Source organism: Azospira oryzae (assembly GCF_004217225.1).
In the GTDB taxonomy this organism is placed as follows: Bacteria; Pseudomonadota; Gammaproteobacteria; order Burkholderiales; family Rhodocyclaceae; genus Azospira; species Azospira oryzae.
The window spans coordinates 1-5,356 of the sequence record NZ_SHKM01000006.1; the positions used below are offsets into that span (position 1 = coordinate 1).

2 tRNA genes and 3 rRNA genes are annotated in these 5,356 nt (G+C 53.2%); all 5 read left to right on the forward strand.

Going from position 1 to position 5,356, the window contains the following annotated elements:
- Window positions 1-146: 146 nt before the first annotated feature.
- The 5 genes from EV678_RS15975 (at window position 147) to rrf (ending at window position 5,315) form a co-directional block, all read left to right on the forward strand.
- Window positions 147-1,686: ribosomal RNA gene (locus EV678_RS15975) — 16S ribosomal RNA — on the forward strand.
- Window positions 1,687-1,823: 137 nt separating this feature from the next.
- Window positions 1,824-1,900: transfer RNA gene (locus EV678_RS15980), tRNA-Ile, on the forward strand.
- Window positions 1,901-1,914: 14 nt separating this feature from the next.
- Window positions 1,915-1,990: transfer RNA gene (locus EV678_RS15985), tRNA-Ala, on the forward strand.
- A 225-nt stretch (window positions 1,991-2,215) separates the two neighbouring features.
- A 23S ribosomal RNA gene (locus EV678_RS15990) occupies window positions 2,216-5,101 on the forward strand.
- 100 nt (window positions 5,102-5,201) lie between these two features.
- Window positions 5,202-5,315, forward strand: a 5S ribosomal RNA gene (rrf, locus tag EV678_RS15995).
- The 16S, 23S and 5S rRNA genes sit together here with 2 tRNA genes alongside, the layout of an rRNA operon.
- The last annotated feature ends 41 nt before the right edge of the window (window positions 5,316-5,356 follow it).

A 5,356-nucleotide genomic window follows, 5' to 3' on the forward strand; every position in this document is an offset into this window, starting at 1 on the left:
AGCTCTTTAAAAAATAGGACAACCGATAGGTGTAGGTGCTTGGTTGGGTGTTCCGGCTTAGGTCGGACAAATGAATCAAGCGCTTGCACAAAGATGTAGTCAAGGAAACTTGAATATATCCGTCAAGCGAGTTTTAAGCAGAGATTAAACTGAAGAGTTTGATCCTGGCTCAGATTGAACGCTGGCGGCATGCCTTACACATGCAAGTCGAACGGCAGCACGGGAGCTTGCTCCTGGTGGCGAGTGGCGAACGGGTGAGTAATACATCGGAACGTACCCAGGAGTGGGGGATAACGTAGCGAAAGTTACGCTAATACCGCATATTCTGTGAGCAGGAAAGCGGGGGATCGCAAGACCTCGCGCTCTTGGAGCGGCCGATGTCGGATTAGCTAGTTGGTGAGGTAAAAGCTCACCAAGGCGACGATCCGTAGCAGGTCTGAGAGGATGATCTGCCACACTGGGACTGAGACACGGCCCAGACTCCTACGGGAGGCAGCAGTGGGGAATTTTGGACAATGGGGGCAACCCTGATCCAGCCATGCCGCGTGAGTGAAGAAGGCCTTCGGGTTGTAAAGCTCTTTCGGCGGGGAAGAAATGGCAACGGCTAATATCCGTTGTTGATGACGGTACCCGCATAAGAAGCACCGGCTAACTACGTGCCAGCAGCCGCGGTAATACGTAGGGTGCGAGCGTTAATCGGAATTACTGGGCGTAAAGCGTGCGCAGGCGGTTTCGTAAGACAGACGTGAAATCCCCGGGCTCAACCTGGGAACTGCGTTTGTGACTGCGAGGCTAGAGTACGGCAGAGGGGGGTAGAATTCCACGTGTAGCAGTGAAATGCGTAGAGATGTGGAGGAATACCGATGGCGAAGGCAGCCCCCTGGGTTAGTACTGACGCTCATGCACGAAAGCGTGGGGAGCAAACAGGATTAGATACCCTGGTAGTCCACGCCCTAAACGATGTCAACTAGGTGTTGGAAGGGTTAAACCTTTTAGTACCGCAGCTAACGCGTGAAGTTGACCGCCTGGGGAGTACGGCCGCAAGGTTAAAACTCAAAGGAATTGACGGGGACCCGCACAAGCGGTGGATGATGTGGATTAATTCGATGCAACGCGAAAAACCTTACCTACCCTTGACATGCCAGGAACTTTCCAGAGATGGATTGGTGCCCGAAAGGGAGCCTGGACACAGGTGCTGCATGGCTGTCGTCAGCTCGTGTCGTGAGATGTTGGGTTAAGTCCCGCAACGAGCGCAACCCTTGTCATTAATTGCCATCATTTAGTTGGGCACTTTAATGAGACTGCCGGTGACAAACCGGAGGAAGGTGGGGATGACGTCAAGTCCTCATGGCCCTTATGGGTAGGGCTTCACACGTCATACAATGGTCGGTACAGAGGGTTGCCAAGCCGCGAGGTGGAGCCAATCCCAGAAAGCCGATCGTAGTCCGGATCGCAGTCTGCAACTCGACTGCGTGAAGTCGGAATCGCTAGTAATCGCGGATCAGCATGTCGCGGTGAATACGTTCCCGGGTCTTGTACACACCGCCCGTCACACCATGGGAGTGGGTTCTACCAGAAGTAGTTAGCCTAACCGTAAGGAGGGCGATTACCACGGTAGGATTCATGACTGGGGTGAAGTCGTAACAAGGTAGCCGTATCGGAAGGTGCGGCTGGATCACCTCCTTTCTAGAGAAAAGCATCCTCCAAGCATCTACAACCTATCGGTTGTTCAAGTAACAGCATGAGGGAAAGGCCAGGAGCAGGAGTAGCGCGCAGGCGTACTGACTCCGGGTCCTCTACTGACCCTTCGATAAGAGAAGTTTGGGTCAGTAGCTCAGTCGGTTAGAGCACCGTCTTGATAAGGCGGGGGTCGTAGGTTCGATTCCTACCTGACCCACCAACGCTTCATCAGGCGGGGGCATAGCTCAGTTGGGAGAGCGCCAGCTTTGCAAGCTGGATGTCGTCGGTTCGATCCCGTCTGCCTCCACCAACCCCTTCGGTTGTCTGCAAGAGCTCATACGTAAGCACGGATGCTTAGGTCTGACCTCTTGGTCAATGCTGTTTGCTCTTTAACAAAATGGAGAAGGTTGTATATCTGGAGCCGAAACCAAGCCAGATATACATTGTGATTGCATCGTATCGCGTTACAGCTAGCGCGATACAAACACAAACTGAGTTGCTTATAACTGCCTCGGAAGAGGCCTCAAAGTTATAGGATCAAGCGACTAAGTGCATGTGGTGGATGCCTTGGCGATTACAGGCGATGAAGGACGTGCAAGCCTGCGAAAAGCTCTGGGGAGCTGGCAACGAAGCTTTGATCCAGAGATGTCCGAATGGGGAAACCCACTCCGCAAGGAGTATCCCTGACTGAATACATAGGTCAGTGGAGGCGAACCCGGTGAACTGAAACATCTAAGTAGCCGGAGGAAAAGAAATCAACCGAGATTCCCAAAGTAGTGGCGAGCGAAATGGGAACAGCCTGCAAGTGATAGCGAATCTGTTAGCGGAAGACTCTGGAAAGTGTCGCCGTAGTGGGTGATAGCCCCGTACGCGAAAACAGGATCGTGGTACTAAGTTTGCGACAAGTAGGGCGGGGCACGTGAAACCCTGTCTGAATATGGGGGGACCATCCTCCAAGGCTAAATACTCGTAATCGACCGATAGTGAACCAGTACCGTGAGGGAAAGGCGAAAAGAACCCCGGGAGGGGAGTGAAATAGATCCTGAAACCGCATGCATACAAACAGTGGGAGCCCCTTCGTGGGGTGACTGCGTACCTTTTGTATAATGGGTCAGCGACTTACGTTATGTTGCGAGCTTAACCGAGTAGGGAAGGCGTAGGGAAACCGAGTCTGATAAGGGCGTTAAGTAGCATGGCGTAGACCCGAAACCGGATGATCTATCCATGGCCAGGATGAAGGTGCGGTAACACGCACTGGAGGTCCGAACCCACTAACGTTGAAAAGTTAGGGGATGAGCTGTGGATAGGGGTGAAAGGCTAAACAAATCCGGAAATAGCTGGTTCTCTCCGAAAACTATTTAGGTAGTGCCTCAAGTATCACCTACGGGGGTAAAGCACTGTAATGGTTGAAGGGGTCATCGCGACTTACTTCGCCATAGCAAACTCTGAATACCGTAGAGTGCGAGCTTGGGAGACAGACATCGGGTGCTAACGTCCGGTGTCAAGAGGGAAACAACCCAGACCGCCGATTAAGGTCCCAAAGACATAGTTAAGTGGGAAACGAGGTGGGAAGGCTCAGACAGCCAGGAGGTTGGCTTAGAAGCAGCCATCCTTTAAAGAAAGCGTAATAGCTCACTGGTCGAGTCGTCCTGCGCGGAAGATGTAACGGGGCTCAAACTATGCACCGAAATCGCGGATATCCTTTGGATATGGTAGGAGAGCGTTCTGTAGGCCGTTGAAGGTGTCTCGTGAGGGATGCTGGAGGTATCAGAAGTGCGAATGCTGACATGAGTAGCGATAAAGGGAGTGAAAAGCTCCCTCGCCGAAAGCCCAAGGTTTCCTGCGCAACGTTCATCGGCGCAGGGTGAGTCGGCCCCTAAGGCGAGGCTGAAAAGCGTAGTCGATGGGAAACAGGTTAATATTCCTGTACCTCAATGTAATGCGATGGGGGGACGGAGAAGGTTAGGTCAGCCGGGTGTTGGACGTCCCGGTTTAAGCGTGTAGGCGTGCCCCTTAGGCAAATCCGGGGGGCTAAGCTGAGGCGTGACGACGAGCGCTCTTTGAGCGCGAAGTGATTGATACCAAGCTTCCAAGAAAAGCCTCTAAGCTTCAGTTACATTGGGACCGTACCGCAAACCGACACAGGTGGGCAGGATGAGAATTCTAAGGCGCTTGAGAGAACTCAGGAGAAGGAACTCGGCAAATTGGCACCGTAACTTCGGGATAAGGTGCGCCCCGGTAGGGTGTAGAGACTTGCTCTCGAAGCTCGATGGGGTTGCAGTGAAATGGTGGCTGCGACTGTTTAATAAAAACACAGCACTCTGCAAACACGAAAGTGGACGTATAGGGTGTGACGCCTGCCCGGTGCCGGAAGGTTAAGTGATGGGGTGCAAGCTCTTGATCGAAGCCCCGGTAAACGGCGGCCGTAACTATAACGGTCCTAAGGTAGCGAAATTCCTTGTCGGGTAAGTTCCGACCTGCACGAATGGCGTAACGATGGCCACACTGTCTCCTCCTGAGACTCAGCGAAATTGAAATGTTTGTGAAGATGCAATCTCCCCGCGGCTAGACGGAAAGACCCCATGAACCTTTACTGTAGCTTTGCATTGGACTTTGAACCGATCTGTGTAGGATAGGTGGGAGACTGTGAGACCAGGACGCTAGTTCTGGTGGAGTCGTCCTTGAAATACCACCCTGGTTTGTTTGAGGTTCTAACCATGGCCTGTGAATCCAGGTCTGGGACCGTGCATGGTAGGCAGTTTGACTGGGGCGGTCTCCTCCCAAAAGGTAACGGAGGAGTACGAAGGTACGCTAGGTACGGTCGGACATCGTGCTAATAGTGCAATGGCATAAGCGTGCTTGACTGCGAGACCCACAAGTCGAGCAGGTGCGAAAGCAGGTCATAGTGATCCGGTGGTTCTGTATGGAAGGGCCATCGCTCAACGGATAAAAGGTACTCTGGGGATAACAGGCTGATACCGCCCAAGAGTTCATATCGACGGCGGTGTTTGGCACCTCGATGTCGGCTCATCTCATCCTGGGGCTGTAGCCGGTCCCAAGGGTATGGCTGTTCGCCATTTAAAGAGGTACGTGAGCTGGGTTTAAAACGTCGTGAGACAGTTTGGTCCCTATCTGCCGTGGGCGCTGGAAGTTTGAGGGGGGCTGCTCCTAGTACGAGAGGACCGGAGTGGACGTACCCCTGGTGTACCGGTTGTGACGCCAGTCGCATCGCCGGGTAGCTAAGTACGGAAGAGATAACCGCTGAAAGCATCTAAGCGGGAAACTCGCCTCAAGATTAGACTTCCCCGGGGCTTCGAGCCCCCTAAAGGGTCGTGGAAGACCACCACGTTGATAGGTCGGGTGTGGAAGCGCAGTAATGCGTTAAGCTAACCGATACTAATTGCCCGTGCGGCTTGATCCTATAACTCTGAGATCAAAGCGCTTCAGTTTGAAACGCAATCACATTTAACCTTCTCCCATTTTGCGCTCGACGTCACTCGACGGCGAGCGAACAAGTTACGCTTGGCGGCCATAGCGCTCTGGACCCACCCCTTCCCATCCCGAACAGGACCGTGAAACAGAGTTGCGCCGATGATAGTGCATACTTCATGTGCGAAAGTAGGTCACCGCCAGGCTCCCCTTACAACACCCCAGCTACCTCGTGGCTGGGGTGTTT